Here is a 14,691-nt window from a genome sequence, read left to right on the forward strand (position 1 = left end):
GGTTCCAGGCTAAGCTGATCGGCGAGCAGACCCGGCACCGCTGCGACCGGGTTCGGAGTCGACACGAGGAGGAGGACCGCCGTGACCGAATCATCGGAGACCACCGAATTCACAGAAGCGCCCGAGGCGGATCGGATCGAACAGGAGATGCCGGCGGAGGACGAACCGGCCGACGACGAGGTGACCTCGGTGCCACTCGAGGTGGAGCCTGCGGATGCTCTGGAACAGAGCCGGGTCGTCCCGGGCGACGAGGATTATCCGCGCGAGTGAGTCCGCCGGGGACGTGGCCCCGAGGTGGCATGGGTCCGGCGGGTGGCGCATGATCGGCCAATGACCCATTCGACCCACGACGGTGCCACCCCCGCGACGTTGCCCCTGCCCACGGTCCGCGCCGGCGCGGGCGGGCCCGCCTCGTCCGCGACGGATCCGGCGAGAGTGTCGCCGTCGGGCATGCGACGGGCGTTGCGCCGGGCGCGGGACGGGGCGACGCTCAACGTCGACGAGGCCGCGATCCTGCTCTCGGCGCGGGGATCGGACCTCGAGGACCTGTGCGCCTCGGCCGCCCGGGTACGCGACGCCGGTCTGCTCGCGGCGGGCCGGCCGGGCACGGTCACGTACTCCCGCAAGGTGTTCGTCCCGATCACCCGGCTGTGCCGGGACCGCTGCCACTACTGCACGTTCGTGACCGTGCCGGGCAAGCTGCGCGCCGCCGGGCACGGGATGTACCTCGAACCCGACGAGATCCTCGACATCGCCCGACGTGGATCCGAATTGGGTTGCAAGGAAGCGCTTTTCACGCTCGGTGACCGGCCGGAGGACCGCTGGCCGGAGGCGCGGCAGTGGCTCGACGAGCGGGGCTACGACTCGACCCTCGACTATGTGCGCGCGATGGCGATCCGGGTGCTCGAGGAGACGGGGCTGCTGCCGCATCTGAACCCCGGCGTGATGAGCTGGGCCGAGATGTCCCGGCTCAAGCCGGTGGCCCCGTCGATGGGCATGATGCTCGAGACCACGTCGACCCGGTTGTTCACCGAGAAGGGGGAGTGCCACCACGGCAGCCCCGACAAGGATCCGGCGGTGCGCCTGCAGGTGCTCACCGACGCGGGCCGGCTGTCGGTGCCGTTCACCACGGGCATCCTCGTCGGTATCGGCGAGACGCTCACCGAGCGCGCCGAGTCGATCGCGGCGATCCGCAAGTCCCACAAGGCGTTCGGGCACATCCAGGAAGTGATCGTGCAGAACTTCCGGGCCAAGGACGACACCGCGATGCGCGAGCACGACGACGCCGGGCTCGACGAGTTCCGGGCCGCGATCGCCGTGGCCCGGCTCGTGCTCGGACCGTCCGTGCGCATCCAGGCGCCGCCGAACCTCGTCGCCGCCGGCGAGTGCCGCGCGCTGCTCGCCGCGGGCGTCGACGACTGGGGCGGGGTCTCACCCCTGACCCCGGACCACGTCAACCCGGAACGGCCGTGGCCGAACCTGGATCTGCTCGCGCAGCTCAGTGCCGACGCCGGGTTCACCCTCACCGAGCGGATCGCGGCCCAGCCGCAGTACGTCCTGGCGGGGCAGCCGTGGATCGACCCGCGGATCGGTGCCCACGTCCGAGCGCTGGCGGACCCGGAGACCGGTCTGGCCCGGGACGTGACCCCGCAGGGACACCCGTGGCAGGAGCCCGACCTCGACTGGGAGTCCAGCGGTCGCGTGGATCTGAACTCCGGGATCGACGTCACCGGTCGCAACACCGAGTACCGCTCCGATCTCGGCAGCGCGTTCGGCGACTGGGACACCGTGCGCGAGCAGGTCCTCGCGCTCGGGGCGCACGCCCCGGTGCGGTTGGACGGGGACGTGCTCTCCGCGCTGCGCGCCGCCGAGAAGGACCCGGCCGGATGTACCGACGCCCAGTACGTCGCCCTCGCGCACGCGGACGGGCCGGGTCTCGAGGCGGTCGTCGCCCTGGCCGACCAGCTGCGCCGCGACGCGGTCGGCGACGACGTCACCTACGTGATCAACCGGAACATCAACTTCACCAACATCTGCTACACCGGCTGCCGGTTCTGCGCGTTCGCGCAGCGCAAGGGCGACGCCGACGCGTTCACCCTGTCCACGTCCGAGGTCGCGGACCGCGCGTGGGAGGCGCATGTCGCCGGCGCCACCGAGGTGTGCATGCAGGGCGGAATCGACCCGGAACTGCCCGTCACCGGCTACGCCGACCTGGTCCGCGCGGTCAAGGAGCGGGTGCCGTCGATGCACGTGCACGCGTTCTCCCCGATGGAGATCGCCAACGGCGTCGCCCGCAGCGGCATGTCGGTGCGCGACTGGCTGACCGAGTTGCGGGAGGCCGGCCTCGACACGATCCCCGGCACCGCCGCGGAGATCCTCGACGACGAGGTCCGCTGGGTGCTCACCAAGGGCAAGCTGCCCACCGCGGAGTGGATCGAGGTGGTCACCACCGCGCACGAGGTGGGGCTGCGGTCCAGCTCGACGATGATGTACGGCCACGTCGACCAGCCGCACCACTGGGTGGGGCACCTGAACGTGCTGCGCGGGATCCAGGACCGCACCGGCGGTTTCACGGAGTTCGTGCTGCTGCCGTTCGTGCACCAGTCGTCGCCGCTGTACCTGGCCGGCGCGTCGCGGCCGGGGCCGACGATGCGCGACAACCGCGCCGCGCACGCGCTGGCCCGGATCATGCTGCACGGCCGGATCGACAACATCCAGACCAGCTGGGTCAAGCTCGGTGTCGCCGGTACGCAGGCGATGCTGCAGGGCGGTGCCAACGACCTCGGCGGCACCCTGATGGAGGAGACGATCTCCCGGATGGCCGGCTCCCAGCACGGTTCGGAGAAGACCGTGGCCGAGCTCGAGGCGATCGCCGAGGGGATCGGCCGGCCGGCCCGCCGACGGACCACCGCCTACGCGCCGGTCGACGGGGGCGCCCTGAGCGGGGCACGCCCGTGACCCCCAGGCTGGGCGACGGGGTCGTCGCGGCGGCTCTGGACGCGACCGCAGCCGGTTTCGGACCGCTGTTCGGCCTGGCGTATCTCGACCCGTTCGGGATCAAGGCCCGAACCTTCGGGCCGACGGTGCGGGAGCGGACGGCGGTCGAGCAGGTGCTGGATGCGGCCGCGGCCCTGCTCGACGCCGGTCGCGTGCCGGGCACGGCGGCGTGGGCGGACGCCTCGGAACAGGAGCGGGTGGACTGGTGGATCGGCGGGCTCGGGTCGGTCTCGACGCTGCCCGTCGCGTTCCCGGGGATGCTCGGTGTGCTGGGCCGGATGCTGCCGTTGCAGGACGCCCTCGGCTTCCTCAACCAGGCGGTCGTGCTGCTCGCCGTCGCCCGGGAACGGGGAATCGACGACCGCGACCGTCAGGTACGGATGCTCGCGGCCGTGCTGTGCCGCCGCGACCTGCGCGACGGCGGCGACGCGGGGACGGTGCTGTCGTGGGTGCGGCGTCCGGTGCGGTCGACGATCGACCTGGTCCGGGCGGTGAACGCGGAACTCGCCCGACGACCGCAGCCGGCCGGTGCGTGGCGTGCGCTCGGGGTACTGCCGCTGGTCGGGGCGCTGGCCGGATACGTCGGTGAACGGGCGGCCCTGTCCCGGGCCGCGGCGGACGGACAGCAGTGGCTGGCCGCCCACCCGGTACCGGACTAGTCAGGGCACCCTAACTCGGAGGGTGGTGCCCGCGGCGGGGGATACTGGACGGCGACGGACGCGGAGCGCGCCCCGATTCGGCGTGACCGTGCAGGTGGGCGGGCTACCAGAGAGGCAGGGAGAACACCAGTGACGTACACGATTGCGGAACCGTGCGTGGACGTGTTGGACAAGGCGTGCATCGAAGAATGCCCGGTGGACTGCATCTACGAGGGCGGTCGCATGCTGTACATCCATCCGGACGAGTGCGTGGACTGCGGTGCCTGCGAGCCGGTGTGCCCCGTCGAGGCGATCTTCTACGAGGACGACGTGCCGGACGAGTGGAACGCGTACGTCAAGGCCAACGTCGACTTCTTCGACGATCTCGGGTCCCCGGGCGGTGCCGCCAAGCTCGGCAAGGTCGACTACGACCCGCCGTTCGTGAAGGCGCTGCCGCCCATGGGCGAGGAATAGTGATCGGCGGTACCGTGACGCGCACTCGTCGTTCGGTGGCCGCGAGCCTGCCGGACTTTCCGTGGGACTCGCTGACCGCCGCGAAGGAGAAGGCGGCCGCGCACCCGGACGGCATCGTCAACCTCTCGGTGGGTACGCCCGTCGATCCGGTCGCGCCGATCATCCGTGACGCGCTGCTCGCCGTCGCCGAGGTGCCCGGCTACCCGACCACGCACGGCACCGACGAGCTGCGGGCCGCCGCCGTCGGTGCGCTGGCCCGCCGCTACGGCGTCACCGGCATCGACGAGTCCGCGATCCTGCCGGCCGTCGGCACCAAGGAGATGATCGCCTGGCTGCCGAGCCTCCTCGGCCTCGGCGGCAGCGACCTCGTGGTGATCCCCGAGCTGGCGTACCCGACGTACGAGGTGGGCGCACTGCTCGCGGGCACCCGGATCATCCGTGCCGACGGGCTCAACCGGCTGGGACCCGAGGGCGCGGCGCTGGTGTTCGTGAACTCGCCGTCGAACCCCACGGGCAAGGTGCTCGGCCTCGAACACCTGCGCAAGGTGGTGGACTGGGCCCGCAGCCGCGACGCGATCGTCGTCTCCGACGAGTGCTACCTGGGCCTGACCTGGGAGGGTGAGGCGCTGTCCGTCCTGCACCCGAGCGTGTGCGACGGCGACCACACCAACCTGCTCGCCGTGCACTCGCTGTCGAAGACGTCCAACCTGGCCAGCTACCGGGCCGGCTTCGTCACCGGCGACGCCGGACTCGTCGCCGACCTGCTCGAGGTGCGCAAGCACGCGGGAATGATGGTGCCGCTGCCGATCCAGTCGGCGATGACCGCCGCCCTGAACGACGACGCGCACGAGAACGCGCAACGCGAGCTGTACCGCGCGCGCCGCGAGATCCTGCTCGCGGCCGTCCGCGGCGCCGGGTTCACCGTCGACCATTCCGAGGCCGGCCTCTACCTGTGGGCGGGCCGGGGCGAGGAGTGCCGCGCGACGGTCGACTGGTTCGCCGAACGCGGGATCCTCGTGGCACCCGGTGAGTTCTACGGTCCTGGGGGCGTCCAGCGCGTGCGGATCGCGCTGACCGCCTCCGACGAGCGGATCGCCGCCGCCGCACGACGACTGGCGTGAGCCGTGCTCGGCGGTGGACCCACCACCGCCGAGCAGCGGAAGCGCTGTTGCCCGAGCAGGATTGCCGTATGCGGGGCGGAGTTCGGCGCTACCCTGGGCCCAGGGAGGCCCCATGGACGCCGTCACTGCAGTTCCTGCGCCGGCCAACGAGCCGGTCCACACCTACGCCCCCGGCAGCCCGGAGCGGGAGCGGATCACCGCCAAGCTCAAGGAGCTCGCGGCCGAACCGGTGGACGTCTCGCACGTCGTCGGCGGCGAGCACGTGCACGGTGAGGGCGATCGCTTCGACATCGTGCAGCCCCACAACCATCGTGCGGTGCTCGGCACGCTGCGCAACGCCACCCCCGCGGACGCGACGGCGGCCGTCGAGGCGGCGACGGCCGCGGCCCCTGCGTGGCGGGAGATGTCGTTCGATGCCCGCGCGGCCGTCCTGTTGCGGGCCGCCGATCTGCTCGCCGGGCCGTGGCGTGAGACCCTCGCGGCCGCGACCATGCTCGGCCAGTCCAAGTCGGTGCAGCAGGCGGAGATCGACGCGCCGTGCGAACTCGTCGACTTCTGGCGGTTCAACGTGCACTTCGCCCGCACACTGCTCGCCGATCAGCCCTCTTCGTCACCCGGTGTGTGGAACCGGATGGACTACCGGCCGCTCGAGGGTTTCGTGTATGCGATCACCCCGTTCAACTTCACCGCGATCGCCGGGAACCTGCCCACGGCTCCGGCGCTGCTGGGCAACACCGTGGTCTGGAAGCCCGCACCGACGCAGTCCCTGGCGGCGTACTGGACGATGCGCCTGCTCGAGGCGGCGGGGATGCCGCCCGGCGTGATCAACCTGATCACCGGGGACGGCCGGGTCGCGTCGGAGGTGCTCCTGCGTGACCGGCGCCTCGCCGGTATCCACTTCACCGGATCGACCCGGACGTTCCAGCACCTGTGGCGGGAGGTCGGATCCCGTATCGACGGCTACCGCACGTATCCGCGGCTGGTGGGGGAGACGGGCGGCAAGGACTTCGTCCTCGCGCATCCGTCGGCCGATCCGGGCGTGCTGTCCACCGCCCTGATCCGGGGAGCCTTCGAATACCAGGGTCAGAAGTGCTCGGCGGCCTCGCGGGCGTTCGTGCCCCGCTCCCTGTGGCGGCGCATGCGCACCGAGTTCCTCGACGAGGTCGAGAGCCTGACCTACGGCGACGTGACCGATCTGTCGAACTTCGGTGGCGCCCTGATCGACCGGACCGCCTACGAGAAGGTCGTCGGCGCCCTCGAGCGGGCCCGTGACCGCGAGTCGATCGAGATCGCCGTGGGCGGTGGGTACGACCAGTGGGTCGGCTGGTTCGTGCGGCCCACCGTCCTGCTCACCGACGATCCGGGTGACGAGTCGATGTGCACGGAGTACTTCGGTCCGGTGCTGAGCGTGTACGTCTACGACGACGCGGAGCCGGACGCGTGGGCGCGCGTGCTCGACCTCGTCGACCGGGGCGCCCCCTACGCGCTCACCGGTTCGGTGATCGCCGAGGACCGTGCGGCGGTCGAGGAGGCCACCGCCGCGCTGCGGTTCGCGGCGGGCAACTTCTACGTCAACGACAAACCCACCGGCGCGGTCGTGGGGCAGCAGCCCTTCGGCGGGGGCCGGGCGTCCGGCACCGACGACAAGGCGGGTTCGCCGTTGAACCTGCTGCGCTGGGTGTCGGCGCGGACGATCAAGGAGACGTTCGTGCCGCCCACCGACTACCGGTATCCCCACATGAAGGGCGGGTGAGGTCCGTGGTCTCGGCGAAACCGGTGCCGTCGCCGCCCGTGCCGTCGCGGGCGTTGCCGCGGCTGGCGTCGAACCCACTGCGGCCGGTGATCCTCGCGGCGGCCAAGTCGTCGCGCGTCCGGGCGCTGATCACCGCGGCGCCGCCGACCCGGCGGCTCGTCGACCGGTTCGTCGCCGGCGACACTCGCGCCGACGCCTTGGCCGCGACGAAAGCCCTGCTCGACACGGGTCGTTCGGTCAGTATCGACCACCTCGGCGAGGACACCACCGATCGCGCCCAGGCCCGGGCGATCGTCGCGGAATACGAGGCGCTGATCGCCGACCTGGCCCCGTCGGCCGGATCCGGCGCGCCGGTGCCGGCGGTGGAGGTGTCGGTCAAGCTCACTGCTTTGGGCCTGGCGCTCGGCGCCGAAGGTCCCGCCGTCGCGCTCGGGCACGCCCGGCAGATCTGCGCGGCCGCCGCCGAGGCCGGGGTGTGGGTCACCGTCGACGCCGAGGACCACACCACCACTGACGCCACCCTGTCGATCGTGCGGCGGCTGCGGGAGGACTACCCGTGGGTGGGTGCCGTGCTGCAGGCCTACCTGCACCGCACCGAGGCGGACTGCCGGGAGCTGTCCGGCCCGGGGTCGCGGGTGCGGCTGTGCAAGGGTGCCTACCGCGAACCGGCGTCGGTGGCGTACCAGGACGCCGCCGAGGTGAACGCTTCCTATCTGCGCTGCCTGCGGGTGCTCATGGCCGGGCAGGGCTATCCGATGGTGGCGTCGCACGACCCGGCGATCGTGGCGGCCGTGGACCCGCTCGCCGCCGAGCACGCCCGCGGCCCCGACGGATTCGAGCATCAGATGCTGTACGGGATCCGCGACCTCGAACAGCGCCGGCTCGCCGACGCCGGGTACCGCATGCGGGTGTACGTCCCCTACGGGGCGCAGTGGTACGGGTACCTGATGCGGCGGCTCGCGGAGCGGCCCTCGAACCTGAGGTTCTTCCTGCGCTCGGTGGTGTCCCGGGATTGACGACCCCGCGCCGGGAGAGCGGACCCACCGTCGCCGGAACCGGACGCCGGGTACGTCCGCAGGTACATTGACGCCCGTGAGCACCTCCGACGCCGACCCCGGTTCGGTGCTCCTGCTCGTCCTCGTCGCGGCGCTCGCGGTGCTGCTCGCCCAGCGCCGACTCGCGGTGCCGCCGGGACGGCTGCTGTGGCCACCGCCGGTGACGGCGCTCGTGCTGTGGCTCGTCGTCGCGGTCCCGTCACTGCTGCGCCTGGCCGTGCCGTCGCTGCTCGGAACGTTCGGCCGTGACCCGCTGCGGATCCGCGCCGAGGACGAATGGTGGCGGGTGCTGACCTCGGTGCTCGTGCAGGACGGCGGCGTGCTCGTCACCGTCGTCAGCCTGCTCCTCCTCGCCGTCGTCGCGACCGTCGCGGTGCGGGTGTGGGGACCGGGCCGGACGATCGGGTTGTTCGTGGTGAGCCAGCTGCTGTTCGGGCTGTTCACCGCATTCGTCTCCCCGTCGACCGGGGCGGGCAGCTCGGGTGCGTCGTTCGCGGTCGCCGGATCGATCGCGGGCCTGTGGCTGGCGGTCGGTGCCCGCGGAGCCGTGCTCGCCGCCGCCGTCGGCAGCTGCCTCGCCGGGGCGGTGCTGGTGATGGCCGGTGACGGGCACGGTGTGGCCGTCCTCGTCGGTGTGCTGCTCGGTGCGGTGCTCGGGACGGTGGCGCCGCCGCGCCGCGCCGCCCTCTCGGCGGCTGTGCGATCCTGACCGACGTGTCTTCGCTGCTTCGTTCCCTCAACCCTTTGGCCGTCGCGCGCGGCGACGACGTGTCCGACGCCGTCCGCATCGACGGGCACACGCTCTCGCGCAGTGACATCCTCGGCGCGGCTGGCGCCCTCGCCCGCCGCATCGGCGGAGCCCAGCGCCTCGCGGTGCTCGCCGCGCCGACGGCGACCACGGTGGTCGCGGTCGTGGGCTGCCTGCTGGCCGGGGTCACCGTCGTCCCGGTGCCACCGGACTCCGGTCCCGCAGAACGCGAGCACATCCTGCGCGACTCGGGAGCGCAGGCATGGCTCGGGGACGCGCCGGACGAGCCCGGCCTTCCCGTGGTGCCGGTGCGGCTGCACGCCCGCGACTGGCACAGCCACCCCGAACCCGATCCGTCCCGCACGGCGTTCGTGTTGTACACCTCCGGCACCACCGGAGCACCGAAGGGCGTGCTGCTGAGCCGCCGCGCGATCGCCGCCGGAATCGATGCCCTGGCCGAGGCATGGGACTGGACGGAACGCGACACCCTGGTGCACGGGCTGCCGCTGTTCCACGTGCACGGCCTGATCCTCGGAGTGCTCGGTCCGTTGCGCGTCGGCAGCCGGCTCGTCCACACCGGCAGGCCCACCCCGGAGGCATACGCGCAGGCCCACGGCACCCTGTACTTCGGGGTGCCCACGGTGTGGTCGCGCGTGGTCGAGGACGAGGAGTCCGCCAAGGCCCTCAGCGGCGCGCGGCTGCTCGTGTCCGGCAGCGCGCCGCTGCCCGTTCCCGTGTTCGAGCGCCTGCGCGAGCTGACGGGACTCACGCCGATCGAGCGGTACGGGATGAGCGAGACCATGCTGACGCTGAGCACCCGGGTCGACGGGGAGCGCCGTCCCGGATGGGTGGGTACCCCGGTGCGCGGGGTCGAGACCCGGCTGCGCGACGAACACGGGCACGACGTCCCTCACGACGGGGAGAGCATCGGCGGACTGCAGGTGCGCGGACCGATGCTGTTCGACGGCTACCTGAACCGTCCCGACGCCACCGCCGCGGCGTGGACCCCGGACGGCTGGTTCGTCACCGGTGACGTCGCGGCGATCGACGCGGGTGGGTTCCACCGCATCGTCGGCCGCGAGTCGACGGACCTGATCAAGTCCGGCGGGTTCCGGGTCGGGGCCGGCGAGATCGAAACCGTGCTGCTCGGGGATCCGTCCGTGCGGGAGGTGGCGGTGGTGGGAGTCCCCGACGACGACCTGGGCCAGCGCATCGTCGCCTTCGTGGTGCCCGCGCCGGGCGGCCCCGCTGTCGACCCGGCCGCGCTGATCGAGCTCGTGGCCCGTCAGCTGTCCGTGCACAAGCGACCGCGCGAGGTGCGGGTGGTGGACACCCTCCCGCGCAACGCGATGGGCAAGGTCCAGAAGAAACAGCTGCTGACCTGAGCCGGGGCCCCGACGACGGCTTCGAGTGTGAGCCACGTCGCCGCGGGCCTTGTCCGATTCGCGCAGGACACGTACCTTCCTACGGCAGAGTAAGGTCGTTCTCTTTCCGGAGTCATGGGGGGTTCCGCGGAATGCCGGTGTCCGAATTCGGTTCCAGGCCGGGGGTGGCGTTCGTCGTCGACGGAAGGCCCGCCTCGGTCCCGCTGCGAGACCTGCGCGCGGTCGCCCGCAAACTGGTCGCGCACTTCGCGGACAACGTCGCGCCGTGTGCCCTGGAGCCGGGCGACACCCTGCGCGGCGACGTCACGGAGATCACCGTCCGGTGCCTGCGCCTGGCGATCCAGGTGCTCGACACGGGCGAGCTGCCGACCGACGCCGATCTGGCGGAGCTGCGCAGCAGCGCCGCCCAGTGGGCGCGCGCGGGATTCCGGCTGGAGTACATGCTGCGGATCTACCACGAGGGCATCCGGCTCGGCTGGGAACTCGTCTCCGCGCGGGCCCGGGAGGGCGACGTCGAATCAGTTGCCACGGCGTCGCGGCTGTGGATGGCGCTGCTCGAACACGTCACCGTCGCCGCGACGACCGGGTTCGTCGCCGAGCTCGAGGCGATGCGCCGCAACCGCGACGTCGCGGCCCAGGAACTCGTGACCGCCCTGCTCGGCGGGCAGGACGCCGCCGCCGTCGCGCGCCGGTCCGGGCTCGAGCTGGCCGACCGGTACACGATCCTCGGGGTGCGGCTGGGCAGGCACCCGGACGAGCGCAACCCGCACGTACGGCCGGAGGTTGTCGCCCGGCGCACCCTGCGGCGGCTCGAGACCGAGCTGGACCGGGTGTGCGACGGCCGGCAGCTGACCATGCTCGGACCCGAGGGCGGCACCGTGCTGCTCGGCGACACCCCGGCCGAGCACATCCGCACCGCGCTCTACGAGCGGGTTGCCCGCGCCGCCGGGGTGCCGGTGACGGTGTCGCTCGTCGAGTCCGACGTCCCGGGCATTCCCGCCGCGGCCCACCAGGCGCACGAACTGCTCGAACTGGTCGGTCACCTGCGCAGGCCCGCAGGCGTGTACCGGATGCAGGACCTGGCCTTCGAATACCAGCTGACCCGGCCCGGGCCGGCCCGTGAGCATCTCGTGCGGGTGCTCGATCCGCTGACCCACGCGCCGGAGCTGGTGGAGACCCTCGAAACCCACATCGCGCACGAACTGAGCCGCCAGCGCACGGCTCGGAGCCTGCACGTGCACGCCAACACCGTGGACTACCGGCTCAAGCGCGTCGCGCAGCTCACCGGCTTCGACCCGACCGTCCCCTCCGGGCTGCGCCATCTGCACGCCGCCCTCGTCGCGCGCCGGCTCCAGGCCGGAGCGGACACCGGCGGCTCACCTGGGGACGGCTTGTGAGACCGGACCGTTACGATGTGGCGCAGATCATGACGACGGTGTGTGCCACGCGGCCCCGCACCGGCAGGGGAGGACCATATGGCAGGAGGCCGCCACAGTGCGCGGACGACACGTGACGGCCGATCGACCCGGGTAGTCGTACTCGTCGGTGTGGCGGTGGTGGCGCTCACAGCGGCCGGTGTCGGCGTCGTCCGTGCTCTGGCCGGCGGATGCGACACCGTCGAGCAGTACAGCCTCGCCGTCGCCCCGAGCATCGAACCGGCCGTGAGTTCCGTCCTGTCGGGGCGCGCGGACACGCGGTGCTACGAGTTCACGGTCGACACCGCCGAACCGGGCGACGTCGCCGGGCTGCTCGGCAAGGGAATCGACGCGCCCGACCTGTGGATTCCGGACGCCCGCTGGTGGGCGAGCCGTGCGGCACCGACCGCCGCCGGACCGGTGCAGATGATCGCGGGCGCGGTCGCGAGCACGCCCGCCGTCCTTGTGGGAGCACCCGGGAAGGTTCCGGAGGTGCCCACCTGGCGGGCCGCCCTCGCGATCCCCGATCTGGTGCTGGGCAATCCGCTCCGAACCGGGGTGGCCACCGCCCCGATCCGGGCGGCGCTGGCCGAGACCCAGGACGATCCCGTCGCGGTCGGCACGGTGCGCACCGCCATGGTGCCCCTGGCCCAGACGGAGAGCAGCCGCACCGAGGAAGCACTAAGCGGTACGGACCTGCTGACCGCGGTCGGCGCCGACGGCGGTGTCGGAATCTCCACCGAACAGCAGGTGCTGGCGTTCTCGGCGGCGAACGAGTCCGCTCTCGAGACCCGGGTACCGGCCAACGGCAGCATCCTGCTCGAGTACCCGGTGGTGGTGACATCGCCCGCCCCCGACCGGCACCATCGCGCGACGGACGCCGCCCGGGCACTGGTCGACGTGCTGGGCACGCAGGACGCCCTGGAAGTGCTCCACGACGAGGGATTCCGCGGACCCGACGGCGAGCCGCTGCCCGAAGGACGCGGCATCGGAGGCGTGCCGCTGCTGTCGCTGCGGGACGAGGCGATGGCGGAGGAGGCGCTCGGCGCCTGGTCGTTGCTGGCACTGCCGATCCGCACGCTCGTCGCGGTCGACGTGTCCGGTTCGATGCGGTTCCCGGCCGGCGACGGCACCCGGATGGACCTGACGGTGCGGGCCGCCCTCGCGGGCAACGCGATGTTCCCCGACAGTGTCTCGGCGGGACTGTGGGCCTTCTCGCAGAACCTCGGCGGGGACGGCCAGGACTACGTCGAGCTGGTACCGATCCGGCGGTACGACACCGATGTCGACGGGCGCACCCAGCGGGAGGTGATGGCGGACCAGGCGGAGAAGGTGCCCGGTCTGGTCGGCGGCGGCACCGGCCTGTACGACACGACTCTCGCGGCGTTCCGTGCCGTCCAGCGGAGTTACGACCCCCGCGCGGTCAACAGTGTCATCGTCCTCACCGACGGTGCGAACGAGGACCCCGACAGCATCTCCGAGGCGCAGCTCCTCGAAATCCTCGCGCGCGAGCAGGATCCGGCACGGCCGGTGATCGTCGTGACGATCGGCATCACGGAGGACGCGGACGCCCGGACCCTCGCCGAGATCTCCCGGGTGACCGGCGGCTCGAGCTACGTCGCCCGAGACCCCGCGGACATCGCGAACGTCTTCGTCAATGCGCTCGCCGACCGGGGCGAGCGCTGAGATCGCCCGAGTGATTCCGGACTACTGCACTCTCGCGCGGGACCGGCGCTGCCACAGTTGCGACATCGCAGCGATGAACAGGAACAGCACAGCCGTCGAGGCGAGCTGGATCCGGGCGGCAGGGTCGAACAACATGAGCGCGATGAACGCGCCGAGCATGCCGAGGGTGAGCCAGCTCAGATAGGGGAACGCCCACATCCGGACGGTGAGGCGGCCCTCCTGCTCCAGGGTCGGCCGCAGCCGCAGGTGCGAGACGACGACGAAGATCCAGATCGCCAGCAGGGCGGAGCCGACCGCGTTGAGCAGGATGCCGAGGATGTCCTCGGGCAGCCACCAGTTCAGCAGGACCGAGACGAACCCGAAGAACACGGACAGCAGCACGGCGTTGCGGGGGACGCCTGTGCGGGAGATCTGCGCGAGCACGGCCGGACCGTCGCCGCCCCGGGCGAGGGAGTAGGCCATGCGTGAGGTGCCGTAGACGTTGGCGTTGAAGGCCGACAGCAGCGCGATCACCACGACGAGCTCCATGAAACCCGACACGTACGGCAGGCCGGCGATGTCGAGGACACTGACGAACGGCGAGGTCTCACCGCTCGCGGACGTCCACGGCAGCACCAGCACCATGATCGAGATCGAGCCGAGGTAGAACAGGCTGATACGCCACACGACGGTGCGCACCGCGGTCGCGATGGACCGCTCGGGATCGCGCGACTCGGCCGCGGCGATGGTGACGATCTCGATGCCGCCGAAGGCGAAGGCGACGGCCAGCAGGCCGGCGGCGATGCCGGCGAGGCCGTTGGGGGCGAATCCGTCACCGTCGCCGAGCAGGTGGGTCAGTCCCACCGGCTCGGTGTCCGGCAACAGGCCGAACACCAGCAGCACTCCGATGACGAGGAAGGCGACGATGACCGCGACCTTCAGCGCCGCGAACCAGAACTCGAACTCGCCGAAGTTGGCGACCTTCGCGAGGTTCACCACCGCGAAGAACGTGACGAACACCAGGGCCACGACCCATTGCGGCACACCCGGCAGCCAGCTGCTCACGATCGCCGAGGCGCCGGTGATCTCCACGCCCAGGACCATGATCAGCATGAACCAGTAGAGCCAGCCCATCGTGAATCCGGCCCATTCGCCGATGCCGATGCGGGCGTAGTGGGAGAAGGATCCGCTGGCCGGAAGGGCCGCCCCCATCTCGCCCAGCATGCGCATCACGAAGACGATCATGATGCCGGCGAGGACGTAGGAGACGATCACCGCGGGTCCGGCGGCGGCGATGCCGACGCCGGACCCGAGGAACAGGCCTGCGCCGATCGCGGAACCGAGTCCCATCATCGTCAGGTGCCGGACCTTGAGCCCGTGCTCGAGCTGGTCGGCTTCGGTGAGAGTGTGCTCGGTTTTCGACACGATCGGTTTCTCTGG

12 protein-coding genes are annotated in these 14,691 nt (G+C 71.7%); 11 read left to right on the plus strand and 1 reads right to left on the minus strand.

From position 1 onward, the window contains the following. Positions 1–81 precede the first annotated feature (81 nt). The 11 genes from AC2IPW_RS07585 (at position 82) to AC2IPW_RS07635 (ending at position 13,272) form a co-directional block, all read left to right on the plus strand. Positions 82–270, plus strand: a complete 189-nt coding sequence (locus AC2IPW_RS07585) for a hypothetical protein (RefSeq protein WP_003936063.1) — start codon at positions 82–84, stop codon at positions 268–270. 60 nt (positions 271–330) lie between these two features. Beyond that, the gene (locus AC2IPW_RS07590; RefSeq protein ID WP_486376601.1) at positions 331–2,958 is read left to right on the plus strand and encodes a bifunctional FO biosynthesis protein CofGH; all 2,628 of its coding nucleotides are present in this window, start codon (positions 331–333) and stop codon (positions 2,956–2,958) included. Next, positions 2,955–3,656, plus strand: a complete 702-nt coding sequence (locus AC2IPW_RS07595) for a hypothetical protein (protein ID WP_289379539.1) — start codon at positions 2,955–2,957, stop codon at positions 3,654–3,656. Before AC2IPW_RS07590 ends, AC2IPW_RS07595 begins: the two co-directional genes overlap by 4 nt. A 129-nt stretch (positions 3,657–3,785) precedes the next feature. Beyond that, complete coding sequence (fdxA, locus tag AC2IPW_RS07600) at positions 3,786–4,109, plus strand: ferredoxin (protein WP_003936066.1); 324 nt, start codon at positions 3,786–3,788, stop codon at positions 4,107–4,109. Beyond that, entirely contained in the window at positions 4,109–5,230 is a 1,122-nt protein-coding gene (gene dapC, locus AC2IPW_RS07605; RefSeq protein WP_486376602.1) for a succinyldiaminopimelate transaminase, read from the plus strand. Before fdxA ends, dapC begins: the two co-directional genes overlap by 1 nt. Positions 5,231–5,342: 112 nt before the next feature. Next, on the plus strand, positions 5,343–6,983 hold the full coding sequence (gene pruA / locus AC2IPW_RS07610; RefSeq protein ID WP_289379540.1) for an L-glutamate gamma-semialdehyde dehydrogenase: 1,641 nt from the start codon (positions 5,343–5,345) through the stop codon (positions 6,981–6,983). Next, positions 6,980–7,999, plus strand: coding sequence for a proline dehydrogenase family protein (locus tag AC2IPW_RS07615; RefSeq protein WP_486376603.1), 1,020 nt, complete (start codon positions 6,980–6,982; stop codon positions 7,997–7,999). Before pruA ends, AC2IPW_RS07615 begins: the two co-directional genes overlap by 4 nt. 76 nt (positions 8,000–8,075) lie before the next feature. Beyond that, a complete protein-coding gene (locus AC2IPW_RS07620) occupies positions 8,076–8,747 on the plus strand; it encodes a rhomboid family intramembrane serine protease (RefSeq protein ID WP_486376604.1) in 672 nt (223 codons plus the stop codon). A gap of 5 nt (positions 8,748–8,752) precedes the next feature. Further along, the gene (locus AC2IPW_RS07625) at positions 8,753–10,171 is read left to right on the plus strand and encodes an acyl-CoA synthetase (protein ID WP_486376605.1); all 1,419 of its coding nucleotides are present in this window, start codon (positions 8,753–8,755) and stop codon (positions 10,169–10,171) included. A 131-nt stretch (positions 10,172–10,302) separates the two neighbouring features. Next, entirely contained in the window at positions 10,303–11,568 is a 1,266-nt protein-coding gene (locus AC2IPW_RS07630) for a PucR family transcriptional regulator (protein WP_450119840.1), read from the plus strand. A gap of 150 nt (positions 11,569–11,718) precedes the next feature. Beyond that, positions 11,719–13,272, plus strand: coding sequence for a substrate-binding domain-containing protein (locus AC2IPW_RS07635; protein WP_486376980.1), 1,554 nt, complete (start codon positions 11,719–11,721; stop codon positions 13,270–13,272). A gap of 21 nt (positions 13,273–13,293) precedes the next feature. Here AC2IPW_RS07635 and AC2IPW_RS07640 read toward each other — a convergent pair whose 3' ends face one another. Further along, complete coding sequence (locus AC2IPW_RS07640) at positions 13,294–14,676, minus strand: amino acid permease (RefSeq protein ID WP_416063085.1); 1,383 nt, start codon at positions 14,674–14,676, stop codon at positions 13,294–13,296. Positions 14,677–14,691 lie beyond the last annotated feature (15 nt).

It is taken from the genome of Rhodococcus sp. NS-SX18, assembly GCF_057367935.1.